This is a genomic window from Mucilaginibacter achroorhodeus, from assembly GCF_007846095.1.
Classification (GTDB): domain Bacteria; phylum Bacteroidota; class Bacteroidia; order Sphingobacteriales; family Sphingobacteriaceae; genus Mucilaginibacter; species Mucilaginibacter achroorhodeus.
The window spans coordinates 188,257-211,555 of record NZ_VOEI01000004.1; the positions used below are offsets into that span (position 1 = coordinate 188,257).

Annotated in this window: 22 protein-coding genes; 14 read left to right on the forward strand and 8 right to left on the reverse strand. The window is 41.5% G+C overall.

Translation table 11 applies throughout. The features are described 5' to 3' along the window. Positions 1-129 precede the first annotated feature (129 nt). The 6 genes from FPZ42_RS12595 to FPZ42_RS12620 all read left to right on the forward strand — a co-directional run bounded on the left by FPZ42_RS12595 (position 130) and on the right by FPZ42_RS12620 (position 8,817). Positions 130-2,187, forward strand: a complete 2,058-nt coding sequence (locus FPZ42_RS12595) for a BatA domain-containing protein (protein ID WP_146271914.1) — start codon at positions 130-132, stop codon at positions 2,185-2,187. Between the two features lie 21 nt (positions 2,188-2,208). After that, positions 2,209-3,465, forward strand: a complete 1,257-nt coding sequence (locus FPZ42_RS12600; RefSeq protein WP_146271916.1) for a dihydroorotase — start codon at positions 2,209-2,211, stop codon at positions 3,463-3,465. 12 nt (positions 3,466-3,477) lie between these two features. Further along, a complete protein-coding gene (locus FPZ42_RS12605) occupies positions 3,478-4,149 on the forward strand; it encodes a hypothetical protein (protein WP_146271918.1) in 672 nt (223 codons plus the stop codon). Positions 4,150-4,160: 11 nt separating this feature from the next. Then, on the forward strand, positions 4,161-4,709 hold the full coding sequence (locus tag FPZ42_RS12610; protein ID WP_146271920.1) for a DUF4199 domain-containing protein: 549 nt from the start codon (positions 4,161-4,163) through the stop codon (positions 4,707-4,709). A 259-nt stretch (positions 4,710-4,968) separates the two neighbouring features. After that, positions 4,969-7,383, forward strand: coding sequence for a polysaccharide biosynthesis tyrosine autokinase (locus FPZ42_RS12615; protein ID WP_146271922.1), 2,415 nt, complete (start codon positions 4,969-4,971; stop codon positions 7,381-7,383). A gap of 24 nt (positions 7,384-7,407) precedes the next feature. Next, a complete protein-coding gene (locus tag FPZ42_RS12620) occupies positions 7,408-8,817 on the forward strand; it encodes an exosortase Y-associated Wzy-like protein (protein ID WP_146271924.1) in 1,410 nt (469 codons plus the stop codon). A 43-nt stretch (positions 8,818-8,860) separates the two neighbouring features. On the opposite strand, the gene FPZ42_RS12625 is transcribed toward FPZ42_RS12620, so the two are convergent. Then, positions 8,861-9,271, reverse strand: coding sequence for a nuclear transport factor 2 family protein (locus tag FPZ42_RS12625; RefSeq protein WP_146271926.1), 411 nt, complete (start codon positions 9,269-9,271; stop codon positions 8,861-8,863). A gap of 200 nt (positions 9,272-9,471) precedes the next feature. Here FPZ42_RS12625 and FPZ42_RS12630 point away from each other — a divergent pair, with 200 nt between their 5' ends. The 3 genes from FPZ42_RS12630 to FPZ42_RS12640 all read left to right on the forward strand — a co-directional run bounded on the left by FPZ42_RS12630 (position 9,472) and on the right by FPZ42_RS12640 (position 14,008). Continuing rightward, positions 9,472-10,050, forward strand: coding sequence for a TetR/AcrR family transcriptional regulator (locus tag FPZ42_RS12630; RefSeq protein ID WP_146271928.1), 579 nt, complete (start codon positions 9,472-9,474; stop codon positions 10,048-10,050). Positions 10,051-10,102: 52 nt separating this feature from the next. Next, the gene (locus FPZ42_RS12635) at positions 10,103-10,879 is read left to right on the forward strand and encodes an SDR family oxidoreductase (protein ID WP_146271930.1); all 777 of its coding nucleotides are present in this window, start codon (positions 10,103-10,105) and stop codon (positions 10,877-10,879) included. Between the two features lie 666 nt (positions 10,880-11,545). After that, a complete protein-coding gene (locus FPZ42_RS12640; protein ID WP_146271932.1) occupies positions 11,546-14,008 on the forward strand; it encodes a TonB-dependent receptor in 2,463 nt (820 codons plus the stop codon). Between the two features lie 715 nt (positions 14,009-14,723). On the opposite strand, the gene FPZ42_RS12645 is transcribed toward FPZ42_RS12640, so the two are convergent. Beyond that, complete coding sequence (locus FPZ42_RS12645; RefSeq protein WP_146271934.1) at positions 14,724-15,425, reverse strand: sterol desaturase family protein; 702 nt, start codon at positions 15,423-15,425, stop codon at positions 14,724-14,726. A 171-nt stretch (positions 15,426-15,596) separates the two neighbouring features. On the opposite strand from FPZ42_RS12645, the gene arsM reads away from it, so the two are divergent. Continuing rightward, positions 15,597-16,568 carry an arsenosugar biosynthesis arsenite methyltransferase ArsM gene (gene arsM, locus FPZ42_RS12650; RefSeq protein WP_146271936.1) on the forward strand — a complete coding sequence of 324 codons (972 nt, stop codon included), beginning with the start codon at positions 15,597-15,599 and terminating at the stop codon, positions 16,566-16,568. Positions 16,569-16,580: 12 nt separating this feature from the next. Then, positions 16,581-17,570: an NAD-dependent epimerase/dehydratase family protein gene (locus FPZ42_RS12655; protein ID WP_146271938.1), complete on the forward strand. Its 990-nt coding sequence runs from the start codon at positions 16,581-16,583 to the stop codon at positions 17,568-17,570. Here FPZ42_RS12655 and FPZ42_RS12660 read toward each other — a convergent pair. After that, the gene (locus FPZ42_RS12660) at positions 17,554-18,030 is read right to left on the reverse strand and encodes a TlpA disulfide reductase family protein (RefSeq protein ID WP_146271940.1); all 477 of its coding nucleotides are present in this window, start codon (positions 18,028-18,030) and stop codon (positions 17,554-17,556) included. The two genes, FPZ42_RS12655 and FPZ42_RS12660, sit on opposite strands and share 17 nt — an antisense overlap. Positions 18,031-18,102: 72 nt before the next feature. Here FPZ42_RS12660 and FPZ42_RS12665 point away from each other — a divergent pair, with 72 nt between their 5' ends. After that, positions 18,103-18,795 carry a TIGR04283 family arsenosugar biosynthesis glycosyltransferase gene (locus FPZ42_RS12665; protein ID WP_146271942.1) on the forward strand — a complete coding sequence of 231 codons (693 nt, stop codon included), beginning with the start codon at positions 18,103-18,105 and terminating at the stop codon, positions 18,793-18,795. Here the strand turns inward: FPZ42_RS12665 and FPZ42_RS12670 are convergent. From FPZ42_RS12670 to FPZ42_RS12690, 5 genes are read right to left on the reverse strand one after another with little or no spacing between them, the layout of a single operon-like run. After that, positions 18,792-19,409 (reverse strand): TIGR04282 family arsenosugar biosynthesis glycosyltransferase, encoded by a 618-nt coding sequence (locus FPZ42_RS12670; protein WP_222431579.1) that lies wholly within the window; start codon positions 19,407-19,409, stop codon positions 18,792-18,794. The genes FPZ42_RS12665 and FPZ42_RS12670 overlap by 4 nt on opposite strands. After that, positions 19,406-20,068 (reverse strand): aquaporin, encoded by a 663-nt coding sequence (locus tag FPZ42_RS12675; RefSeq protein ID WP_186458758.1) that lies wholly within the window; start codon positions 20,066-20,068, stop codon positions 19,406-19,408. The genes FPZ42_RS12670 and FPZ42_RS12675 overlap by 4 nt, the downstream gene beginning before the upstream one ends. A gap of 11 nt (positions 20,069-20,079) precedes the next feature. Next, positions 20,080-21,129, reverse strand: a complete 1,050-nt coding sequence (gene arsS / locus FPZ42_RS12680) for an arsenosugar biosynthesis radical SAM (seleno)protein ArsS (protein WP_261381132.1) — start codon at positions 21,127-21,129, stop codon at positions 20,080-20,082. Further along, positions 21,129-21,464: an arsenosugar biosynthesis-associated peroxidase-like protein gene (locus FPZ42_RS12685; protein WP_146271946.1), complete on the reverse strand. Its 336-nt coding sequence runs from the start codon at positions 21,462-21,464 to the stop codon at positions 21,129-21,131. The genes arsS and FPZ42_RS12685 overlap by 1 nt, the downstream gene beginning before the upstream one ends. After that, positions 21,457-22,146 carry a DUF547 domain-containing protein gene (locus FPZ42_RS12690; protein WP_186458759.1) on the reverse strand — a complete coding sequence of 230 codons (690 nt, stop codon included), beginning with the start codon at positions 22,144-22,146 and terminating at the stop codon, positions 21,457-21,459. The genes FPZ42_RS12685 and FPZ42_RS12690 overlap by 8 nt, the downstream gene beginning before the upstream one ends. A 207-nt stretch (positions 22,147-22,353) precedes the next feature. Between FPZ42_RS12690 and FPZ42_RS12695 the strand changes: the two genes are divergently transcribed. Together FPZ42_RS12695 and FPZ42_RS12700 are read left to right on the forward strand one after the other, a co-directional pair. Next, positions 22,354-22,683, forward strand: a complete 330-nt coding sequence (locus tag FPZ42_RS12695) for an ArsR/SmtB family transcription factor (RefSeq protein ID WP_146271950.1) — start codon at positions 22,354-22,356, stop codon at positions 22,681-22,683. Positions 22,684-22,738: 55 nt separating this feature from the next. After that, positions 22,739-23,296, forward strand: a complete 558-nt coding sequence (locus tag FPZ42_RS12700; protein WP_146271952.1) for a DUF6428 family protein — start codon at positions 22,739-22,741, stop codon at positions 23,294-23,296. Positions 23,297-23,299 lie beyond the last annotated feature (3 nt).

Consider the following 23,299-nt stretch of genomic DNA (forward strand, 5'->3'; position numbering starts at 1 on the left):
GATCAAAATTGCTCAAGCGTGAACGACACTCAATGGTAAGCACATAATAAGAGCTAATTGAAGCTTAAGTAAACCCTTGCCCATATCAAATTATTAGCACCTCTGCCTATTAATTTGCACATTTGCTTAATGCGCTTTTTGTATCCTGCCTTTTTATTTGCATTGCTGTCGCTGGTTATACCGGTAGCAATCCATTTATTCAATTTTAGGCGGTACAAAAAGGTGTACTTTAGTAATGTACAGTTTTTAAAAGAAGTGCAGCTGCAACAGGCCAGCAGGCGTAACCTGCGTGAGCGGCTGATCTTAGCATCACGTTTATTGGCATTGCTTTTCCTGGTTTTTGCTTTTGCAAGGCCATACTTTCCAGGCAGGGACGCAGCCCTGGTGGGAAAACAGCAAGCCGTCAGCATATTTGTTGATAACAGCTACAGTATGCAGGCAATCAATAAGGAAGGCCCGCTGTTTGATCAGGCTAAGCAACGCGCCAAACAGATATCAGCAGCTTTTTCTATTAACGACAGATTTCAAATTCTTACCCATGATTTTGAAGGCAAGCACCAGCGACTGCTCAGTCGCAGCGAGTTTAATGATGCTGTTGATGCTGTAAAGCCAAGCGCTCAAAGCCGCACATTTTTGCAGGTGGTAGCAAGGCAGCAAAACCTATTAAATCTTCACAGTAATGACGTAAAAAGAATCTTTATTGTTTCTGATTTTCATAAGAATATGGCCGAAGCAGATAAACAGATCACTTCAAATATCCCTGTTGATCTGGTAGAGCTTAAGCCGACATCAATGCCCAACGTTGCGGTTGATACCGCCTGGTTGCTCAGCGCGACCCATCGCCCCGGTGAGGGTGAAAAAATGGTTGTAAGGCTCCATAACTATGCTGATAAGGCTGCCGAAAAAGTTCCGTTGAAACTCAAGATAAACGGCATACAAAAAGCCATTGGCAGTTTTACCATCAAGGCACGATCGTCGCAAACAGACACACTTTCGTTTTCAGGTTTACAGAAAGGCTGGCAACGCGGTGAGATAGAGTTGCAGCATAACCCCATCACCTTTGATAACCAATTTTACTTTTCATTCAAGGTGAGTGATGAGTTGCGGATATTGTTGATAAACGGCGGTATGCCAAATAAATACCTAACCGCAGTTTTTGGGAGTGACAGTTTTTTTAAACCAACCCAGGTAGGGGATGGCAATGTCGATTACGCACAGCTCAGTAGTTATCCTTTGGTTGTGCTCAGCGATATAAAGTCAATATCTGCCGGTTTGGTTCAGCAATTGCAAAACTACGTGCGTAAAGGAGGCTCACTGATTGTTTTTCCGTCTGCAGATGCCGATATAAATAGCTACCGGTCGCTTTTGCAACCTATTGGTGCCAGCTATACCGATAAATTGGTAAATGAGCCTACCAAGGTCGTAAGTATCGATCTGCAAAGTGCAGTTTTCAAAAGCATCTTTGAAGCCTTGCCTCAAAACCCAGACCTGCCAAAGGTTAGCAAATACTATCAATTAGTAGCTGGTGCGAAGCGAGCTGAACATTTGATGAAATTACAAACAGGAACTGACCTCTTAGCGCAAACAACCGTTAGCAAGGGCAAGGTAACTGTTGCTGCTGTTCCACTAAGCGAAGATTTTAGCAGCTTGCCTGTACATGCGCTGTTTGTGCCGGTAATGCTGCATGCTGCCTTGCTAAGCGGCCATGATATGCCACTTTTTTACACCATTGGCAGCAATGAGGTCATGGAGACCGTTCCTTTACAATCAACAGAAAAATCGCTACTTAGGCTGGTAAAAGGTAGGGATATCATTATCCCGGATGTGCGCCAGCAAGAGGGAAGCACTATATTATTTGCGCCATCAGAACTGCTTTCGCCTGGCATTTTCGAGTTAAGGAAGCAGGATAGCCTTGCCGCTGTACTGGCGTTCAACGATAACAGGAGCGAATCTGACTTGAGTTATTTTTCGCCGCAGGAACTTGAACAAATGTTTCCGGCAAAGACGGAACTGCTTAACGGCAATAAACTCAATGCAAATAATATCGGCAGTGCTGCAAATTCGGGGCTGCAATTATGGAAACTTTGTATAATTTTGGCGCTGATATTTTTAGCTATTGAGATATTACTGGTACGATACTTTAAAGTATCAAAAAGCCAAATCGCGGAGCTGGAAAATATCAACTAACCTCACCATAAAACAGCGCTAATGAATTTACTCATTAAATCCGCCACTGTTGTTGATCCCGCTTCGCCTTTTCATAACCAGGTTACCGATATTTTGATCAGGAACGGGAAAATTGAAAAGATAGGTTCATCGCTTAGTGATGATAACGCCGAGGTTTTTGAAGCTGCAAACGGTTATGTTTCTCCGGGTTTTTTTGATCTGAATTGTAACGTTGGTGAATTGGGATTAGAAACCAAAGAAGATTTGCAAACCGGTACAGCCGCAGCCGCTGCTGGAGGATTTACAGGTTTGGCGTTGATGCCTAACACTCAGCCCCCCGTACATTCAAAGGCCGAAGTCGAGTATCTGCTTAACCGCGCAAAAGGTAAGCTGGTAGATATTTATCCTTTGGGTACAATATCGCACAAACGGGAAGGTAAGGATATGGCCGAGATGTATGATATGTTCCAGAGTGGCGCCAAGGCCTTTACAGATGGTAACCGCCCTGTGCAGGATGCCGGCTTAATGGAGCGTGCAATGCTGTACGTACAAAATTTTGGCGCTAAAGTAATCTCTTATCCCGAGGATACGTCCATCGCAGGTAAGGCAAAAGTTAACGAAGGTGTAGTAAGTACCGTATTAGGTATGAAGGGCATACCCGCACTTGCTGAGGAGCTGATGATTGCCCGCGACCTATACCTTGCCGAAGATACCGGTTCTGCTATCCATTTTACTACCATATCTACTGCACATGCCGTAGACCTGATACGCCAGGCTAAACAAAAGGGTGTTAATGTTACGTGCGATGTTGCTGTGCATAACCTTGTTTTAACCGACGAGGCTTTGATGGGCTTTGATAGCCAATATAAAGTTAAACCACCGTTGCGTACGCAGGCAGACGTAGATGCACTTATTGCCGGCCTAAAAGACGGCACCATTGATGCCGTTGTAACCCAGCACACCCCGCACGAGATAGAATTTAAAGATGTTGAGTTTGAAGTGGCCGAATTTGGCGTTATTGCTTTGCAAACAGCTTTGCCTTTGCTTTTAAAAGCCGGTTTGAGTGCAGGACTTATCGCGCAAAAACTTGCCGTAAACCCGCGCCAAATATTAAATGTTGATGCGGCCACTGTAACAGAAGGTGCCAATGCCAATCTAACGGTTTTTAACGTTGATACAGAGTGGGAGTACAGCCGCGCGGCAAATCTGTCTAAAAGTTTTAACTCACCATTTTTAGGTCAGAACTTAAAGGGTAAAGTGTTGTTAAGCATTAACAACAATCAAATAGCAAAATTTTAAAACCTCCAACAAATGACCGATCAAAAAGTGAGCAATGCCATAAACGCTGCATTGCAGGCATTTACCAAGTATAGCGATACCAATGCAGTTGCATTAAAACCTGATTTTGAAGCTGTTTTTTCTTCTGATGCAGACTTTATGACCAAGGTTGACCTGCTTGACAATCTATTCAACGATAACCCGCAGGTAGAAGAACTCAGGGAAGTGTTCTTTGATCTGCTGATGATCAACTTCTTTAGTGAAGATGTTAAAAAGCTTGAGGACGATTATCTGGAGACCCCGGAATGGGAGGACATTGAAGAGCAAACTCTTGACAGGGGCACAGAACTACTTAACCTGTTATTGTATTTGAACGAATGCTCAGACGAAGGCCTTGAGCCGGAACTGGAAGATTATCTGAAAGAGTTTTTATTGGTTGACGAAGACGAGTTTCAGGATGAGCACCGTATTTATGAACCGGTAATAGCACATCAGATATTGGTTGAAAGCCCGGTAAGCGAAGTGAACAAGATAGCTGCCACCGTGCCTGATGATTCTGAAGTAAAAGAATTGTTTTACCCAATGATCACCTTCTTCCAAAATCCTGAACCAAGCGAGGAAGAAAAAGAAGAGATAGCCGATAATGCCGTTAACCAGCCGTTTGATATGGCAGTTTTAGAAATACTGGTTAGCTTTAATAATTAAATCGTAAATAAATGGACACCTTTGCACCTAATCCTACCAAGATCGCTTCAAAGTGGGCAATTATCTATGTTGTCGTGACAATTGTAATTACTTATACGTTTCAATTTTTAAACTTAGATCAAAATTCGCCTATTAAATATGTTATCTATCTGCCGTTTATTGCATTTTGTTTTTTAACAGAGAAAGAATTTAAAGATCGATTAGGTGGGTTTGTTACATTTGGTAAAGCATTTAGTGCAGGATTTAGATACGCTTTGTTTACCGGTATTTTATATTCGCTATTTCTTTTTATTTATTTAAAGGTACTTAATCCTACGATAATGCAGACGCTGATTGATACACAAGAAGCGGCATTAGCGAACAAAGGTCAGTCTCAACAAGCTATCGATAAATCAAATCGAATTATGACCGCATATGGTCCAGTATTATTTGCTGTAGGTTCTGCCATAAGTACCACAATATTTGGCTGTATAGTTAGCCTTGTAAGTGCAGCTATATTGAAGCGCGAACCATCCGTTTATGATATGCCGGATGAACAAAAGATAGATCCAACAGTTTAACAGCATCAATGATTTTGAAAAGCCGCTTATTAAGCGGCTTTTTTGTTGTTAAGAAAATTTGTGATTCAGATCATTACTTAACTACAGCGCTAATTCAATCTTTATTGGTTAACTACGTCGCAACTGTTTTGATTGATTTTGAAGTAAGGAGAAAATTGAAAGGTCACATAGTCATCTCTATTGATAAAGAATAATAGAAACGCCGTTTTTTCGCTCTGTTTGCATTAATCTTGTTATTTTAGATGCTCTTGATCAATAAATGGAAAATCATTCTACAGAGATAAAGCGGTCTATAAGCCAAACCATAGATTTCTACAAAATTTACAGGGTATTTTTAAGCCGCTGGTATTGGATATTGTTTTGTGTGATGTTTGCTGTCGGTATTGCAAAGTTGCGCCTTTTGTATACAAAACCTATTTATATGAGCTCCGGCTCGTTAAAATTACAAGATGCTGCACAGGGCGTTAACACAAGCGCCGCATCTCCGTCGCAAACCTTTAGTTATACGGATAAGATACAGGCCGAGAGTTATACAATACGGTCAAACCAGGTTATCCTTGATGCCATATCTAAACTGAATTATAAAATTTCTTACTACATAGTTGGGCGTATTAACCTTACCGAACTCTATCCGAGTGTACCTTTTAAAATTGAGATCATCCGTCAGGATTCTTCTAACTTTAGTAGGGAACAATACCAGGTTGAGGATGTAGACGGCTCATCGTTTACCTTAAGTAACCCTAATAATTTAAAGAAGGACGGCAAAAAATATCGCTATGGAGAAGTGTTATCTATGGGGAATATGGAGTTTAAGATAGTAACTCCGATACCTGAAAGGGGAACCTATCGTTTTAATTTTAATGCTAAAGAAGATTTTGTTGGCCGCATTTTAGGTGGTTTAAATGTAAGTGAGGCGGCAAAGTTTACGAACGTAATGAGTTTATCTCAAACAGATGGCAATGCAACTTTTGCAGCTGATCTGCTGAATGAGATAATGAAATCATACATAAAGTATGATCTGATACAGCGAAGGATGTCTGCCAATCAAACTGCCGAGTTCATCGATAACCAAATGGCGTTTATTGACCAGGCTACCAGCAAATCCGGTAATAGTTTAGCCAGTTACAAATCAAGCAACAATATTACTGATATCAGTAGTGCATCCGCTGATGTGGTTGCGAAGCTATCTGATTATGAAAAGCAAAAGGCGGTGCTTAAGCTCCAATTGCTTGGTATAGAGAGACTTGCTCAACAGTTGGTTTCCAATTATAATAAGGCTGATATCAACCTCGATCTTGAAGGAGATTTTGACCCTATGCTAACCGGCCTAATAACGCAGTTAAATAAGTTATTCGCCAACCGGGAAGACATGTCAGCACAGTACAACGGTAATTCTGCGCCGATGAAATCTTTGGATAATCAAATCACAAAGATCAAAGATGCGATCAAGAATAATGTTTTCTCGCTAAAGAACAGGAAGGTCGCCGAGTTGGAATATATTGATAAACAAATAGCTACTATTAATGAAAGCATTAAACGAATACCCAAAAAGGAGCAGCAATTTGTTAAACTGAATGCAAATTTTGAGGTAAACAATAAGGTACGGTCGTTTTTATCGGAAAAGAAATTAGAGGCCGAGATGAATGCTGCAGCTGTTGTTCCAAGTGCGTCAATTGTAAATCCTGCTTACGTTAACAACTTTTCCATAGCGGCGGATTCTGGCAGGACCTACACTTACGCTATTTTATTGGGCTTAGGAGCTGGTATCGGCTTAATATTATTGGTGAGGTTTTTAAATCCGTACATCTATGATAAAGAGACTGTTGAAGCGCTAACCCAAACACCGATCATTGGGGTGATAAGAGAGTTTCCATCCTATATCGATAAAAGTAATACCCAGGCGCTTTCTCTGGCAAAACCCAAGTCCGTATTTGCCGAATCGGTGAGATCTGTACGTACAAATCTCAGCTTTATGGCAAGTCATAAGCAAAGTAAAATCATTTGCATCACATCTGAGATATCAGGAGAGGGAAAGTCGTTTGTGACTATAAACCTGGCAAGTACCTTGGCGTTGATTGATAAAAAGATATTATTGATAGCGGGAGATTTAAGACGCTCAAGGCTTCATCACGCTTTTGGAATAGAAAATAAAAAGGGTTTAAGTACTTATTTGTCTGATCAAAACACACTTGAAGAAATTACTGTTCATGACAAGACGCATAAGATAGATTTTATTCCTTCAGGGCCTGTTCCCCCCAATCCATCGGAGTTACTGCATACCAAGAAAATGAAAGATCTGCTCGTCCAACTTACAGCATCTTATGATTACATATTGGTAGATACGGCACCGGTTGGTCTTGTTTCTGACGCCATCCCGCTTATAAGAGAATCAGACATTAATCTTTTCATTATCAGATCAGGTACATCGCAACTCAGGGCTGCCAACATCCCGGAAAGACTTTCGAGAGAGTACGGTTTAAGCAACATGGCAATTATTCTCAATGCTTTTGGTAACGACGCTTTGCATTCCAACTATTATACAACAGATTACAGCAAAGGCAGCGGCAACGAAACATACTATTATTCTGACTACTCAGGTTACGCGTCATCCGGATATTATGACGAAGAGCCAAAAAAATGGTGGCAATTCTGGAAAAGCGGCAAAAATGACTGATCATACTAATTGGAGTTTAAGATCATGATCAAGAATAGTCCGTTTCGTTATCTCGTCTTATATATTCCGTATATTATATCGTTGCTATTCAGATCAGATGCACATGTATCATATTTAATTGCCTGGCTGGGTTCTTTTTTAATTTTCTTTATCTCGTACAACGGATTTCTAAAACCGTTACCAACAGATATGCCGCCATTGCAGCAATTGATGCGGCCCATTTTTTTAATGCAGATAATATTTGCAGGGTACATGAGTTGTACATCTATTTTTTACTACGTTAGCTTACTGGGTTACAAGTACTTTGATTATATCGGTAAAGACTTCGGGATAGATGGATCGGTTTATGATACCATTGCCCAATGCCAGCGTTACTATGTATTAGGGCATGCGGCACTGGTGCACGGTATTTTTATGGCTGTTAAATATCCGGTGGAGAAACGGTATACAGCCTATGCGCCATCAATCAGCAATTTGCTATTGGGTATGGCGGTTATCTCTCTTCCCTTAGGTTTGTTTTTTGCAAAAGTTAATTTTTTAAGTCAATTCAGCGTTCAGTTCACAGGGTTAAGTTTTGTTGCAGGTACGGTTGGTTTGGCGTTCTCTATTCGCGAAAAGAAAAAAGGTAATTACTATTTCGCACTTGCTTTATTTATCATCAACCTTATAAGCACCTTATCATCTGGTTTTAAAGAACCGGTGATCATTAGCGTGTTACTGCTTGGCATTTATCTTTTACCGATTTTTGGTAAAAAGATAATTCCAATTTTTACGGTTTTGTTATTAGCACTTTTTTTTATACTTCCAACGTTTATAGGGAATTTCAGGAAAATGGCAGGCAGTGGGGTGGACTTGGTAACTGCGCGCGACGAAAGTATAAATGCCGTACTCCAAAGCGGGCGCGAAGGCTTGCTGGAAGATAATTGGGCTTTTTTAACAGATAGAATATCTGAAATTAAAATGTTTACCCAATACGTTAGCAACACGCCATACTTTACACCATTTTATGGATTCAAAATAACTACAGATGCTGCGAAAATGGTGATCCCCAGGTTTTTGTGGCCCAATAAACCAAATGTAGAAACCCTGGTGATGGACCGTGTATACCGTGCACAGGTAACAAGCGTTAACTCTGCTGTATCTGCTAAACCGGCCTACATAGTTGACTGTTATCTTTCTTATGGAGCTATAGGTGTTTGGATCGGCTTGTTCCTTTACGGCTTTACGGCCCAGAAAATATCTCAAAAGGCCGAACAATTATTTGGCGGATACTTTCTGGGTTCTGCAGTAATTTTTGCAGGACTGTTTCAGATATTCTGGAGAGGTAACTGCCTTGAGTTTATGTTCAATAGCGTTTTCTGGAGTTATGTGACTATGTTGATCATCTTTAGGTTTTTCCGTGCCCGAAATATTTTAGAGATAGACACGCATTAAGTTGAAGGAATTTTTGAGTGCCATATTAGTTTAAAAGCCTTCGTTACAATCTACGATCTTCTTCCCGGATAGGCACATCATTTATGCTGGCGTATCGTTTTTGCATAAGGCCGTTTTCGTCAAATTCCCAGTTCTCGTTGCCGTAAGCACGAAACCATTGGCCTTCATTGTTGTGATACTCGTACTCAAAACGTACCGCGATCCTGTTATCTGTATAAGCCCAAAGCTCTTTTTTTAGTTTATACTGGTGCTCATTTTCCCACTTTGTGGTCAAGAATTTTACGATTGCTTCCCGTCCGTTTAAAAAGGTCGACCTGTTGCGCCACTCGCTATCTACCGTATAAGCTTTAGAGACCTTTTCAGGGTCCTGCGTATTCCAGGCATCTTCTGCCATTTGCACTTTTTGTACTGCTTTTTCATAGGTAAAAGGTGGCAGTGGGAATTTTTGTTCCATGGTTGTTAATAGTTAATATTATTACATCAAAGGTAATGCAGCACTTTATTAACCTATGGCATTTTTTACGGTGTTTGCGGTGTGTTTCATAGAATTTGATATCAGAGCTTGTTGATAGTACAGCAAGGTTGGAAGCTTGCCAATCGAAAATGACGTAAATCTGAAACACTTGTTTCGGATTTACCTACCTTTGTATCGCAATGGCCAGGAATGTAGAATTTGACGAAGCAGCAGCTATACAGAAAGCGATGGAAGTTTTCTGGAAGAAGGGCTATAACGCTACTTCTCTGCGCGACCTGACCGATGCCATGAAGATCAATAGCAGCAGTTTGTACAACACCATTGGCGATAAGCAGGAGTTATTCGTTCGATGTGTACAACACTACACTGACATCAGGAAAGAGGATTGGGACAAACGCTTGTCAAGTGAAAGATCTCCTTTAGCTATTTTAAAAGACTACATTCACGAAGCGGTGAATATTATCATTAATTGTGAAGACAGTTGCATGGCTGTGAAAAGCGCATTTGAGGTAGCAACAAATGATGAACGTGTGAAGAAAATATTGGCGGCAGATGACCAGCGGTCTTATCAATTTTTACACAACCTTATTAAAAAGGCGATGGATAAAGGGGAGATAAGGGACGACGAAGACCCCGCTTTACTCGCCGATTATTTTAACAGTATCTGGACCGGCTGGTACGAATCATTCATCCTTCACGGCGACCCCATAAAAATCAAACGAATGGCAGAATATTTTATTAAACAATTGACTAAATAAATTTTTTTATTCATTTCTGAAACAATTGTTTCAGAATATTTAACAGCAAAAGATGGAATTACAAGATTTGAAAGGAAAACGAGCATTAGTTACAGGTGGTACTAAAGGTATCGGAAAAGCAATTGCAGATGAATTAGCAGGAGCAGGGGCCACGGTTATAGTCAGCGCCAGAACAAAGCCTGATGATATAACTCATCATTTTATAGCGGCCGACCTTACCAAGGCAGATCAGGTATCGGCTCTTGCAAAAGAAATAGCAGATACGTTTGGCGGCATTGACATTTTGATCAATAACGTTGGTGGGCTTACTACTCCCGGCGGTGGCCATAGCACGCTTACTGATGAGCTTTGGCAGCAGGAACTGGATCTGAACCTTATATCGGCCATCAGGCTCGACAGGATCTTACTGCCGCAAATGATCGAGAAAAAAAGCGGCGTTATCATTCACATTTCATCTGTAGCCGGCAAACAAGCATTGTGGAATTTAAATATGGCTTATGCAGTGTCTAAAGCCGCGCTTAACAGCTATAGCAAGGCGTTGTCTACTGAACTTGCCGAAAAGGGGGTTCGAGTACTTACGGTTGCACCCGGGCCTGTTAGAACAGAACCGATGGTGAAATTTATAAACGATTATGCAACTTCTGCAGGTGTAACTCCGGAAGAAGGCATGAAACAACTGATGGCACAAACCGGTGGTATCCCGATGGGCCGGATGGCAGAGCCGGAAGAGGTTGCAAATCTTGTACACTTCCTGGTGTCTCCATCTGCAGTTTATCTTACAGGAACCATCTACGCAATTGATGGTGGCTCTTTACCAGTGATCAATTAACATTCAATATAATTAAATAACGAGGCTTTACTTATAAAGCCTCGTTGTTTTTGAATTGGAACTAAAACGGGTGACTGTTCTCCGATGTTACAACCCTATCGTTGGAGAATTTTTTTATTCTTAGGCAGAGCGAAGTCAAATTAAAAACCTTTAAATCAATGATTAAGGGCTTTTAAACATAAACTGCGAAGTCCTCTGTGTCATTTAGCATGTAATCTATACTTTTAAGCCGGCAAATTAGAAAAGGATTAGATATTGCAACAATGCTGCAATTGTGTGTGCCAACTTAATACTTTTACCAACGTTTTGAAACTGCGGAAAGTAAACACCATTTGCATTGCAATTCTACTCGCCTGGGCGTTTCTTGCCGGGCAGATAACCGTTTCGTTTCACCACCACCATCCTGTAAAGCAAGAAAGAGCTTCTAAAGAACATTCTGGCCCGGAGAAATCAAGGTGCAGTATTTGCCAGTTCAATTTCCATCCGCCGCTTCCTGCGGCATCTGCTTGTCAAACGGTAATTCTTGACGTTAAACATTACAGTTACCTTGTTAGCAACTTAGCACTTAGCTATCATACAACAGTTCATATTCTGTGTGGAAGGGCGCCGCCTGTTTCGGCTTGACGTTTATCAGATAATTAAATTTCAAACCCATACTTCATAAATATGAAAACCAAAATACTTTTCAGCTTTTTGCTGTTGATGCTGCCTGCATTTTTGTTCGCTTCATCTGTTATCACCCCACTCGATGGAAAGGTAACGGACGCTAAAACAGGCGAAGCCATACCTGGCGCAGTTATCCGTATTCCTGACCTAAGGATCGTCACTATAAGTGATAAGAACGGCGTTTACCACTTTAATAATCTTCCCAGGGGGACTTATCTTGTTCAGGTGAGTTCGCTTGGATACAGGGCCATTGCCGAAAGCGTAAACCTATCGGTTGCAAGTAACCATAATTTCCAGTTGCAGGCCTCAGCGGTAGAAGTAAACGAGGTTGTTATCACAGGTGTTAGCAAAGCCACCGAGATCAAACGTAACCCGGTACCTATGGTTGCTATTGGCAAAAGTTTCCTTGATCAGCGCGCTGCCTCCAACAATGTGATCGATGAAATTGCCAATTTACCCGGCATTAGCGCAGTTACAACCGGGCCTAATATATCGAAGCCCTTTATACATGGCCTCGGCTACAATCGTGTGGTAACCCTGCAAGATGGCATAAGACAAGAAGGCCAGCAATGGGGCGACGAGCACGGTATAGAAGTCGACCAAAACACAATAGATCGCGTAGAGATCATCAAAGGCCCGGCCAGCCTAACATACGGATCAGATGCGATAGGTGGTGTAGTGAATTTGCTGACACCTCAGCCCGTAGCTGAAGGTACTATTAAAGGTGCCGTTACTAATAGCTACGGAACTAACAATGGCTTGTGGAACAATTCCGTCAATCTGTTTGGTAATAACAAAGGTTTGGTATGGGGAACGGTACTATCCAGTAAAGTGGCGAAAGATTACCAGAACCCACACGACGGAAGGGTATATGCGACCGGATTTAAAGAAAAAGACGTACACCTGATGCTGGGTGTCAACAAATCCTGGGGTTATTCTTATTTCCACGCCACCTTGTTTGACGATCAACAGGACATTCCGGATGGCAGCCGTGACTCTATCACCCGGAAATTTACCAAACAAATAACAGATGCAGATACTTACCGGCCTATTGTTTCCGATAAAGAGCTCAATTCCTACGATATACCTGTACTGCATCAGCGTGTGCAGCTTTACCGTGTTTACAATAACAGCAATTTTGTTATCGGTCCCGGAAACCTGATCGTAAACCTGGGTTATCAATACAGTCATCGCAGAGAATATACACACCCGCAGGATGCAGATATCCCGGGTTTAAACCTGCAGTTGAACAGCTACACCTATGACGTAAAATACAATTACCCTTTAGGAAACGGTTATGATGCTACTTTGGGTGTTAATGGTATGTACCAGGACAACAAACTGGGGAGCAATAGCACTGATTTTCCCATCCCGGCTTATCACCAATTCGATATTGGGCCATTCCTGGTAGCGCGGAAAACTTTTGGCAAATTAGATTTAGCCGGTGGCGTACGTTATGACAGCCGGTCATTTACCGGCCAGGCAGCTTACATAGATACAACCAAAGCTTATTTCCCGCAACTTTATACGGGTGCAAACCCCACAAATGCTAACAACGTTACCCAGCAATTTTCTGCGCTAAGCAAAACTTTTTCTGGTGCTACCGGTAGCTTCGGTGCAACATATAATTTTTCTCATGCTTTCGCAGTAAAAGCAAACATAGCCCGTGGTTTCCGTGCGCCAAGCATAGCCGAACTTTCTGCGAATGGTCCAGACCCTGGCTCACAGATATATCATATCGGTAACAGCGATTTCAAACCGGAATTCAGCCTTCAGGAAGATTTTGGAGCATTTTTGACACTGCCTTACGTATCTGCAAGCATGGAAATTTACAACAACCGGATATCTAATTACATATTTCAGGAGCAGGAACTGAATGCAGACGGAAGCCCGGTAATTACCCAGGGATACAACACTTTTACTTACGTACAAACCAAAGCAAAGATCCAAGGCGCTGAATTTAATTTGGACATTCACCCGGTATCCTGGTTGCATTTCGCAAACGCTTTGACACTTACCTATGGGCAAAATTTAGGTAACGGATCTGCTGTTCCCGACAGTTTGAAATACCTGCCATTCATTCCGCCATTGCACACTCATTCAGAGCTTAGGGGAAGTTTTGCAAAAGGGTACAAGTCACTCCGTAATCTGTTTGCCTTTGTGGGTTTTGATCATTTTAATGCGCAGGACCGTTTTTTTGCGGCGTACGGTACAGAGACCTATACGGCAGGGTACAACTTATTAAGTGCCGGTTTGGGAGGAAGCCTGTATAACTCAAAGGGCAGAAATGTAATGAGTTTGTTTGTTGAAGGTACCAACCTCGCCAATGTAAGTTATCAATCTAACATGAGCAGGCTGAAATATTTTGACAATGCCACGGTGCCGACAGGCGTGCAGCCGGGTATTTTCAACATGGGCCGAAACATCACTTTTAAGTTGGTTATCCCTGTTGATTTTAAATAGAATTTTTATCGGGTAAAGCTTGGTCACCTTCAACGGTGATCCAGGCTTTATTGTTATTATGAACCTGGAGAATGGCTCAGCGGAGACCTGGTCGTAAAAGAAGGTTGTACAAGACCAAGCGTATCAAGTTTGATCCATCAGGCCTTGCGGTGAGCAAACGGATGGCGGCAAGATGGATAAGGAGACAGAAACAGAAAAAAGTAAACCAAGTACGTAGCAGGTTTAGATATTTATCAAATGCTTTTCTGATAGCAACTGCTTTGATATAAATTCTTGTAGTGATTAATCATTGTTTCAGAAAATAATTGATAGTATAATGTTCATTAAAAGACTTTGAAATTTAAAGGTGTTCAATCAGTGGCGAATCACTGATACAAGTGCATATCATTTATAATTTGATTCCGTAACCGAAGTTAACAAAAAAAAACAGCAGGCTTGCAGACAACGAGATTGCAATGAGCCAGAAAGGATAATTAATAAAAAAGCCCTTAAATCATCGATTTAAGAGCTTTTAACATGTAGAAACGTTCTACTCAGTGCGCCCACCTGGGCTCGAACCTATTTCCTTAAATCATTGATTTACAATGATTTGCTTTAGTTGCCGTTGTTTAAGGTAGTTACATAGGTAACACGCCCTATTGACTATACAAATATACGATTTTGCTCACTTTAAACATAAAATTGATGCTACTATCGAAAATTAAAAACCAAAATTTTATAAGCCAAATTTGATTTCTGAAGTAGGTGCTTTGGTATAGCTTTTAAATAACCGGTCCCAAAAAGGGAAAATCGAACCATAGTTAGAATTGGTTTCGGAGATTATTTTAGAATGATGTATCCGGTGCATTAATGGGCTTACTATCAATCTTCTTAGCTTATAGTCCAACTTCGTGTTGATACAGATATTCGAATGAACGAGCAATACAACCGGGAAAAACAAAATGCCATATGCTATCAATCCCGTAACTGTAATGCCCATCAACACCAGAAAGACCGCCTTTGCTAATATTGAAAAAAATAATTCTACCGTATGGAATCGGACTGCCGTTGTTGAATTCATACTTTCATCCTCATGATGAAATTTGTGAAATTTCCAGAGCAATGGTATTTTATGGTTGATCCGATGCCACCAATAAACGAAAAAATCGATTAAGAAAATTTGCATAAGCACTGATAGTAATGCAGGAATGTTTGAAAAAGGAACAAGGCCTAAATGCTGTCCCGCAGCGTAATTCATAAGCTTCTGCAAACCATAGCCGCTAATAAACGAAAATATTAAATTGATGATACCAATGGCGATATTGATAAGATCATGTCTCTTCTTTAAAATTCCTTTTTGTTCCGGAAAAATATGCTCCGCAATGTAAGTTAATACAAAGAGCAGACCTATTGCTAATGGCTGTAATACATTATTCATGGCGTGGAACTTACCGTTAAGTGATAGAGGTCTGTTTCAAGAATTTCTTTCCCTATTAAATTACGATGAAATTCTGATATTAGGATTTAATAACCAAAAAACATTTTTTATTCGATAAACTCAAAAGCTATCTGCCGTCAAATAACGTATATTTTCTATAACCAAATAACTATGGATAATTATCTTGAAGAAACTGTAAATGTATATCGCGATGCGGCTTTAAAGCCCGATGTTGGCCTTTGCTGTACGACCACCCCCTTAAATTCGTTCCCGGGATTGAAAATACCCAAGATCATGCAGGAAATGAATTATGGCTGTGGCTCGATTGTAAGTGCTAATGACCTGGCTAATGAACCAAAGATTCTTTACGTAGGTGTTGGAGGTGGTATGGAACTGTTGCAGTTTTCTTATTTCAACAGAAACCCACAGGGTGTGATCGGTGTGGATATTGTTGAGGAAATGCTGGAAAGCTGCGCTGCCAATCTGATCGAAGCTGAACAGTTGAACCCTTGGTTCAAGAAAGAATTTATTGATCTGCGCAAAGGTTCGGCACTTCACTTGCCAGTTGGAGACAATTCCATCGATGTAGCAGGGCAAAATTGCCTGTTTAATATTTTTAAGGAAAACGATTTAAAACAAGCCTTAACCGAAATATACCGCGTATTAAAGCCCGGCGGACGTTTGGTGATGTCTGATCCGGTTTGCGAACAGCCGATGAACGAGGCCCTACGCAGTGATGACAGGTTAAGAGCCTTATGCCTGACCGGCTCCCTATCATTAAGTGATTATATTAAAAGTATCACCGATATTGGCTTCGGTACTATTGAGATAAGGGCTAAAAGGCCTTACCGTATTTTGGCTCCCGGACAATATCCTACGGACGAGTTACTTTATATTGAGAGCGTAGAAGTTTGCGCTATTAAAGACCCTATGCCTGCTGACGGCCCATGCGTGTTCACCGGCAAAGCCGCTATTTATTATGGCGAAAAGGAATATTTCGATGATGAAAAAGGACATATTCTAATGCCTAATCAACCTTTGGCAGTGTGCGACAAAACGGCGGGAAACCTGGCAGCGTTAAATCGTGAAGACATTTTTATATCAAACTCTACCTGGTTTTATGACGGCGGTGGTTGTTGCTAATTTAAACTGATAATGAAGATATTTATCACAGGTGCTACTGGTTATATCGGACAGAAACTGGCTTCACGGCTGGCTGCCGACGGGCACACTATACATGCCCTGGTACGTGATAAGGAGAAAGGCAGGTCGTTGTTGAAGGACCCCAATATAACGCTATTTGCGGGTGACATTTTAAATCCGCCATCCCTGTTAACTGCCATGAAGGGTTGCCAACAGGTTTACCATCTCGCTGCGTTGGCCTCCGTATGGCATAAAGACCCGCAAAGCTTCCACATGATCAATGTGAGCGGGCTGCGAAATGTTTTGGACGTTTGCCTGGCATCAGGCATCAAAGACGTTTTATTCACCTCAACTGCCGGAGTTGTAGGAGATTCCGTAGATGGCAATCCAGTGTGTGAAGGCACGAACGCTAACCCAAAACTGGAAACCCTATATGAGCAAAGCAAGGTACAAGCCGAAATGCTTTTGAAAAGCTATATACCCAAAGGTATCAGGGGTGTGATTGTTAATCCCAGCAGGGTTTATGGCCCAGGCATATTAACCGAAAGTAATGGCTTTACCCGTTTGATGAAGATGTATATTAACGGACAATGGAAGATCAAACCCTGCAACGGCAAAAGTATCGGCAATTACGTTTACATAGATGATACGATAAACGGGCTGATAGCCGCGATGGAAAAAGCAAAACCCGGTGAGCGATATTTATTGGGTGGCGTTAACGCTTCATACAATGACTTTTTCAGCCTGGTAGATGAATTAACCGGGGTAAAAAGAAAAATGTACAATGTTCCTTTGCCGGTGATGCTTTTTCTCTCTCGCGTACAAGTGGTGATGGCTCAATTATTTGGAAAACAACCAATGATCACACCCCCATTTGTACGCAAATACAACAAACACTGGATCGTCAGCTCTCAAAAAGCAGAACAGGAAATAGGCTATACGATAATGCCCTTACGTGAAGGAGTAAGCAAAACGCTCGACTGGCTTAATCAGCCTGTTTAACAGCCGTAGCCAATTCATCGTAAGTATAAGCCCCTTCGTGAAACCATTTTTTGCCGTTCTTTACAATTAGGGTTCCTGGTAATGCGCCGGACCAGTCAGGGCTTATTTTTTCATTATATGAATTTGGTGCTTCGTTCAGCAGGTAAATTTCGCCGGTTAATTGATGCGTTTTAACAAAGGGTTGCACGCCGCTTTCCAGTTTAGATTTCGAGTCTGTGCTGATTAGGATCACTTTAACAGGCTTGCCCTTTACCGATGCCTTAAATTTTTCAAACTCGGGCAGTTCTTTTACGCATGGTTTGCACCATGTTGCCCAAAAGTTGACCACGTAAGTGGTGTCTTTCCCCTGTTTCATGCGGCTTTCTAATTGGGAAACCGAAATGAGTTTAACCTGTTGGGCTTTTAAACTTACTGATAATAGCAAGCTAAAGGCAATCGTATAGGAAATTTTATTTGTCATGACTTTAATTAACTTTAACGGGCACTGATTGATATACGTACATTTTAACCAATTAGATGCGTAAATTAAACGATGAATATAAGCATTATCATTCCTGTTTTCAATGAAGCTGAACATATCGGCAAACTGGTGGATTACCTAACGCGCTTTGGTAAAGGTATTTTGGCAGAGATCATAGTTGTCGATGGCGGCAGCAGTGATCATACTTTGTTAGTGGCAAATAGTTCCGGCGCAAAAGGCGTTATCAGCCCTCAAAAAGGCCGTGCAACACAAATGAATTTTGGCGCTTCACTGGCTAATGGGGACTTGCTTTACTTCGTTCACGCAGACACCTTACCGCCAGAGACTTACGTAACAGACATTACGAACGCCATAAAAGCCGGATATGATCTGGGCAGGTATCTTTCTACTTATGATAGCAAAAGCTGGCTGCTCAAGTTAAATGCTATGCTGAGCCGACTGGATACGTTCGGCGGTATGGGTGGCGATCAAACATTGTTCATCACTAAAGATCTGTTTCAACAGACTGGCGGTTTTGACGGGACCATGAAAATTATGGAAGAATTTGAGTTTTGCGCCCGCGCTCGCAAGCAGGGTAATTACAAAATTATCAAGAAGCCCGTATTGATTTCCGCGCGAAAGTATGATACCAATGGCTGGCTTACGGTTCAAAAAGCTAACTACACTATCGTCAAAATGTATCAAAATGGAGCAAGCCAGGAAAGCATGGTATCAAAATATAAAGAAATGCTAAACTACCGTTAAATGCTTATTCCGTTCAATTCCAGATCGGCAGTTTCGTCAACATCATGCAATTTTTCAAGTAAGCTATGGTTTAGTTTCAATTGGCTTATTGTCGAAATCGTCTGGGTAGCGACCTGAGCCGTACTCCAGTCCTTATCCGTGAACAATTCAGGAATGTAATGGTTGCAACCCAATAGATAATAGCCGCCATCAAAAGTAGGCCCAACAACCACATCGTGATCATTCAGCGCGTCTATCCCTTTCTTTAATGTGTATGTTTGTAACTGGTAGCAATCGCTGCCGATGATCATTACCCGTTTAAAACCTTGTTCAAACAATTCTTTAAAAGCGTTGGACATCCTTGCGCCTAAGTCCTCTCCAAACTGCTGCCTTTTCGTATAGCCGGGGAAAGTCCAGATATCGTGTTCGATAACCTGATCTGTGTAATATATAAATTTCCGGCAGTTTAATGGAATCGTGATCTGCCGGGTATGGCCTAATAATAAATTGTAAACAGACAACGCTTTTTCATTTCCTATCCCTTTTGCCAAACGGGTTTTAACTTTTCCTAACTCCGGGTGTCTGACAAATATAATTAGTGCTGTCCTCATTACGTTGTTAAAATCGGTAATCATGCTGTCGTTTTAAGTTCGGTGGGTTGTTTAAAAAAATAACGCCAGCATAACACAGCGAGTGCGGCTCCTGAAACGGGCGCTAATATATAAATCCATAAGGTGCTTAAATTCCCAGTGATTAGCGCAGGGCCAAAAGAACGGGCAGGATTCATAGATGCGCCGCAAATAGGCCCCGCGAAAAGCGCCTCGAACAAAACCACACCGCCAATGGCAAGTCCTGCAAACATACCCTGCTCTTTACTTCCTGTGGCTACGTTGATAATTACCAGCATTAGAATCAAGGTAAGTATGAGTTCCAAAATAAAAGACTGTGCATTTGAGCCGGAAGGCACGGTCCAGCCCAGATCTTTATTATGTGGGAAAAGAAATTTCAAGGTTAAACTGGCAAATGTTGCCCCCGTAAGCTGACTAATAATATAAGGAATAAGACATTTAGCCGGAAAGCGTTTGGCCAGCGTAAACGCAATGCTTACCGCCGGGTTCATATGCGCACCCGAAACGCTACCTAATGCGTAGATCATGCTCATTACAACCAGGCCAAAGGTAACTGCAACTCCTAAATGCGTGATAGTATGTACCTGTTCATCAATAACGACCGCACCTGTGCCGCAAAAGACCATAATATATGTGCCTATGAACTCGGCCAGGTATTTTTTCATTCGGTCAATATTTATTCGGCGACTGCACCTCCACAACTCGAACCTGCCCCCGCCGTACAACCGTAGCAGTGTTGTTTCAAAATGATCTCACGGTTTTGTAATAATCTCAAATCAAAATCTGCGAGGTGCTGTGACGTGGCAGGGGTAACTTTCAAGTCAAGCATCTGATTAAAATCACAGTCATATAAAAAGCCATCCCAGCCTACCGAAATGGTATTGCGGCACATCACATTGGCTACTGCCGCGGGATTAAATGCCGCAATAAGCTTATCCATGTATTTATCGTAATTACTGGTCGTCAACAAGTAATCCAGATACCTGCTGATGGGCATATTGGTTATGGCAAAAAGGCTATTGAAACTAATGTTGTATTTTTTCATCAGTTCGAACTTATACTCTTTTTCAAGCGCATCCTGCGATGGTGGCAGAAAGGCACCTGCCGGGTTATAAACCAAATTTAGGGTTAGCCCGGTATCAGCCATGCCGTACCCAACCGCATTCAGCATCTGAAGTGCTTTAATGGAATCTTCAAAAACGCCGTCGCCGCGTTGCTTATCCGTCCTGTCTTGCGTGAAACTGGGTAAAGAGGAAACTACTTCTATCCGGTGCAGTTTGAAAAATTCAGGCAAGTCATGAAAACGCTTATTCGCTAAGATGATCGTCAGGTTACACCGCACAATGATATGCTTCCCTAATGCTTTGATCTGCTCCACAAACCACCTGAAATCAGGATTTAATTCGGGGGCGCCGCCTGTAAGGTCAACAATTTTAATACGCGAATTAGCTAACACATTTAAACAAAGTTGCATCGTCTCCCGCGTCATGATTTCCTTGCGGTCTGGCCCGGCATCCACATGGCAGTGCTTGCATACCTGGTTACACATCTTACCCATGTTCACCTGGAAAATATCTACACCACCGGCTAACAGTGGGAACATACCGGTTGCAGCAACTTTATCTTTGAACGAAGTATGCTTATGCGTGGGGCTATGTTCCAGAATATCCAGCTGATAAGAACTATTAGCTAATGGGTTTTGCAGGACTTTTAAGGATTTGATCATTACATGCTGATTTCTTTCACTTTGTTCATCATCTGTACACCGTGTACCAGTACTGCGCCTCCCTTAATGGCCGAGGCTACATGCACCGCTTCCATCATTTGCGCTTCGCTAAAACCCTTCTCATAGGCATCGCTGCTGTAAGAGTCAATACAATAGGGACATTGAACGGCATGGGCTACCGCCAAAGCGATCAACGATTTTTCTTTAGCAGTTAATGCGCCGTCTTTAAATACTTCCCCATAATAGGAAAAGAATTTGTCGGCCATTTCTTTCTGATAATCCCCTATATTTCCAAATTTGCCGAGGTCTTCAGCGTTGTAATAATGATCAGCCATTGTTTTCAGATTTGTAATTATTCAAATATAAACTCCAGTCGTACTTTTTAAAATGGATTCTTGGTTTAGTTCCTTCCGGGATGATCTTATTATTGATTAAAATCTCCAGCATACCTTTTTTTCCGCCAAAATCATGACGGAACCAGCCCATCAATGCAGGCACCTCCACGGTATTAGCCGATTTACTATAAGTTACCTCGCCCTTTAAATAGGTTTTAACCGCGACGTTCAGTTGTTTGTCAATTTGTTCCGGCTCATAAAAAGCGATGGGCGGACAGCTTTTAGCCCCACAATTTAAAGCGAAATGAATGCGGTAATCCAGTTTTGCTACCCGAAACTTTTTTTCAAAACCCGAAGGGAAAAGTTTACCCAGGTAGCCCTCGCTCCATTTTACTTTGCTATGGCGTAATATCCCATGCTCGATCAGGTCAAGGCTCAATTCCTGACCGGCGATATAGATTTGTTTACTGGAAAAAAAAGAACCGCGCGTTTTATACTGATCAGGATCCTTCTTTAAGATTACTTGTGTAAAACCGTTATACAGGTTTAACCAAAATGCCAGTTTTTTATGGTCATTATCCAACTGCTCCGCTAAAATATTTGGATCTGAGTTTTTTAAAGTATCAATAAATGCTGCGGTACTATCTCCTGTTTTGGCAGCATATAGAAAATTTTGTGACATCTTGATATAATCTGTGGCTTTAACTTTTTGGGTTTGCGCACTGACCGATACCCCAGTAAAAACAAAAAACAAGATTAAAGTATATCTTAACGAGAGTTTCAAACGCATATATAAATTACGTAATAAATTGTCATAAAGGTTTAAGAAACTGAAATAAGATTTAATTTGGATATATAACTTATTAATCGTAATATTGCAATATTAAGTATGGGCTTAACAAAAACAGAAATATTCACCGAAGAACAGAACAGGTTGGCTGTGATGCTGAAGGCTATAGCGCACCCTGCACGTATCGCCATTCTTCAACATATTATTAGTGCAAATGCTTGTATCTGCGGTGACTTGGTAGATGAGTTGGGATTAGCCCAACCAACCATCTCACAGCATTTGAAGGAATTAAAAAATGCTGGGCTGATTCAAGGCACCATAGAGGGTGTAAGTATTTGCTATTGTATTGAGCCTAAAGCATGGACGTTGCTACAAGATCAGCTTAACAACTTTTTCAACCTTTATAAAGTTCCAACATCCTGTTGTTAAAAAAATTTATACTTAATCATCGCAATATTGCAATAAACAATTTAATATCCGAATTATGGAAACTTTAAAATGGCAATCCTTCAAAGAACAATTACAGGCTAGTCCAACATTAGACCTGCAATTTCAATATGCAGAAAACACATGGGTAGAAGCCTCTTACCATATCACTGAAATTAAACAAGCTCCGATTACCTCTGTCGATTGTGGCGGTGTCATGAATGCCTGGACTGAAGTGATCGTCCAATTATGGGTTCCGGAGGAAGAACATCAATTACGGTCAATGAAAGTGCGCAAGGCATTGTCTATAGTAGACCTCGTAGAGAAAGCGCTTCCGCTTAACCCTAATGCCATAGTAAAGATTGAATTTGGAAACGCGCAGTTTGATACTCGTCAGATGCTGCCAAAAGAATTAAGAATAGACGGTGAAAATTTGATCGTGGATCTCCGTCCGGATGCGGTTCAATGCAAGGCGATCACTCGTGGCGGAAGTTGTGGCACTAACGAAAAAGGAGAAGAGTGCTGCACGCCTGCCGTGGAAGTGAAACCGAAAATTCAGCTGAAAAATTTGGTTGCTGAAGCACCAAGTTGCGCTCCTGGCTCTGGTTGTTGCTAACTT

Excerpts from the sequence above, each read along its gene's own strand:
- FPZ42_RS12595 (WP_146271914.1), top strand. The coding sequence starts at position 130 with ATGCGCTTTTTGTATCCTGCCTTTTTATTTGCATTGCTGTCGCTGGTT.
- FPZ42_RS12600 (WP_146271916.1), top strand. The coding sequence starts at position 2,209 with ATGAATTTACTCATTAAATCCGCCACTGTTGTTGATCCCGCTTCGCCT.
- FPZ42_RS12605 (WP_146271918.1), top strand. The coding sequence starts at position 3,478 with ATGACCGATCAAAAAGTGAGCAATGCCATAAACGCTGCATTGCAGGCA.
- FPZ42_RS12610 (WP_146271920.1), top strand. The coding sequence starts at position 4,161 with ATGGACACCTTTGCACCTAATCCTACCAAGATCGCTTCAAAGTGGGCA.
- FPZ42_RS12615 (WP_146271922.1), top strand. The coding sequence starts at position 4,969 with ATGGAAAATCATTCTACAGAGATAAAGCGGTCTATAAGCCAAACCATA.
- FPZ42_RS12620 (WP_146271924.1), top strand. The coding sequence starts at position 7,408 with ATGATCAAGAATAGTCCGTTTCGTTATCTCGTCTTATATATTCCGTAT.
- FPZ42_RS12625 (WP_146271926.1), bottom strand. The coding sequence starts at position 9,271 with ATGGAACAAAAATTCCCACTGCCACCTTTTACCTATGAAAAAGCAGTA.
- FPZ42_RS12630 (WP_146271928.1), top strand. The coding sequence starts at position 9,472 with ATGGCCAGGAATGTAGAATTTGACGAAGCAGCAGCTATACAGAAAGCG.
- FPZ42_RS12635 (WP_146271930.1), top strand. The coding sequence starts at position 10,103 with ATGGAATTACAAGATTTGAAAGGAAAACGAGCATTAGTTACAGGTGGT.
- FPZ42_RS12640 (WP_146271932.1), top strand. The coding sequence starts at position 11,546 with ATGAAAACCAAAATACTTTTCAGCTTTTTGCTGTTGATGCTGCCTGCA.
- FPZ42_RS12645 (WP_146271934.1), bottom strand. The coding sequence starts at position 15,425 with ATGAATAATGTATTACAGCCATTAGCAATAGGTCTGCTCTTTGTATTA.
- arsM (WP_146271936.1), top strand. The coding sequence starts at position 15,597 with ATGGATAATTATCTTGAAGAAACTGTAAATGTATATCGCGATGCGGCT.
- FPZ42_RS12655 (WP_146271938.1), top strand. The coding sequence starts at position 16,581 with ATGAAGATATTTATCACAGGTGCTACTGGTTATATCGGACAGAAACTG.
- FPZ42_RS12660 (WP_146271940.1), bottom strand. The coding sequence starts at position 18,030 with ATGACAAATAAAATTTCCTATACGATTGCCTTTAGCTTGCTATTATCA.
- FPZ42_RS12665 (WP_146271942.1), top strand. The coding sequence starts at position 18,103 with ATGAATATAAGCATTATCATTCCTGTTTTCAATGAAGCTGAACATATC.
- FPZ42_RS12670 (WP_222431579.1), bottom strand. The coding sequence starts at position 19,409 with ATGATTACCGATTTTAACAACGTAATGAGGACAGCACTAATTATATTT.
- FPZ42_RS12675 (WP_186458758.1), bottom strand. The coding sequence starts at position 20,068 with ATGAAAAAATACCTGGCCGAGTTCATAGGCACATATATTATGGTCTTT.
- arsS (WP_261381132.1), bottom strand. The coding sequence starts at position 21,129 with ATGATCAAATCCTTAAAAGTCCTGCAAAACCCATTAGCTAATAGTTCT.
- FPZ42_RS12685 (WP_146271946.1), bottom strand. The coding sequence starts at position 21,464 with ATGGCTGATCATTATTACAACGCTGAAGACCTCGGCAAATTTGGAAAT.
- FPZ42_RS12690 (WP_186458759.1), bottom strand. The coding sequence starts at position 22,146 with ATGTCACAAAATTTTCTATATGCTGCCAAAACAGGAGATAGTACCGCA.
- FPZ42_RS12695 (WP_146271950.1), top strand. The coding sequence starts at position 22,354 with ATGGGCTTAACAAAAACAGAAATATTCACCGAAGAACAGAACAGGTTG.
- FPZ42_RS12700 (WP_146271952.1), top strand. The coding sequence starts at position 22,739 with ATGGAAACTTTAAAATGGCAATCCTTCAAAGAACAATTACAGGCTAGT.